This window comes from Novipirellula herctigrandis (genome assembly GCA_007859835.1).
Classification (GTDB): Bacteria; Planctomycetota; Planctomycetia; order Pirellulales; family Pirellulaceae; genus Novipirellula_A; species Novipirellula_A herctigrandis.
In genome coordinates this window covers 30,186-31,246 of sequence record SJPJ01000001.1, presented here as the reverse complement: position 1 = coordinate 31,246, position 1,061 = coordinate 30,186, and the positions used below count along the sequence as shown (strand labels likewise).

The following is a 1,061-nucleotide window of genomic DNA, read 5'->3' as shown; positions in this document are numbered from 1 at the left end:
TTCACCCCACCAAAAATCATCACAAGCCGCTCTTCATTCACGCGATGTCAAATTCTTAACGGTTATCCGTTCGGGACGGGATCGAGAGCGTGAAATGCGTTGGTCATCGCGATCAGCCGGTCGGCAATCAATAGCATCTGACCAGCTTAGCGACTGAGCAACGGTCAGATGCCCGTCAAAATTATAATCGTTTGAAAACACTGTCATCGACGCAGCATCGCGAATATTGCCAGTCCAAACCCAAACACGGATGCCCATAACAAGGCGATGCCGTTAATGTAGTTCCTTGCTTGCAGCATACCTATGGCACCGCCAATTGTCGAAAATAGCCCCGCGACACAGAATGCAAAAAAAGTGCAGCCCGCCAAGATGCGGAACAGTGATCCAACGACACCAATCTGCGGTTCGCTTGATTCGTTTTCGGATGGCCCGAGGGACGTCGTACCGTGAGGTGGAGAATATGGATTCGTGTCTTTCACAGGCTCGATGTGAGGCCCTCAATATACTGATTTCGTCAGTCGGATAACGGCGAGCATCACCGAGTACGGCGAGACGATGCTCCATTTGAAAAACCCCGATGCCGTACTTCGGTGAATGCAATGGTTCGTCGATTCATCTGAGTGCAGTGACCATCACGTTTGGACCTTCATACCAACTCGGATCATGGTTTACAAGAATCCCATCGCGAAACTGCAACTCATACGTCGGCTTAGGGTCCGCTCGGTAGAGTACAAAAAGATCGTTGTCCTCGATTCCGTCTGGCCAACGCGAAACGGAATCAAAGCGTGCCCCAAACATCACGCTAGTCATGGTCTCAGTGTACGACCCATCGGTTTGCGTGCCGGGGCCAAGTATCGAGCTCACCTCAGCAAGGGTATCACCCGCCTCAATCCGTGTTGCGAGTAACAAGCAAAATGTTTCCACGTCACCATTCCGTTTGTATCGCCCTGACGCGGAAAAGTAATTGTGTGCAGCGATGCTCAACGCCGAAACGGTGACAATGGCAAATAGCGAGGCGAGTCGGAATCTGCGAGGGAATTGCATGAGGGATATCTAGTCCG

At 51.4% G+C, this 1,061-nt stretch carries 1 protein-coding gene; it reads right to left on the bottom strand.

What is annotated here, in order from left to right; genetic code table 11:
- Nucleotides 1–612 precede the first annotated feature (612 nt).
- A complete protein-coding gene (locus CA13_RS00120; protein ID WP_146393663.1) occupies nt 613–1,044 on the bottom strand; it encodes a hypothetical protein in 432 nt (143 codons plus the stop codon).
- Nucleotides 1,045–1,061: the final 17 nt, after the last annotated feature.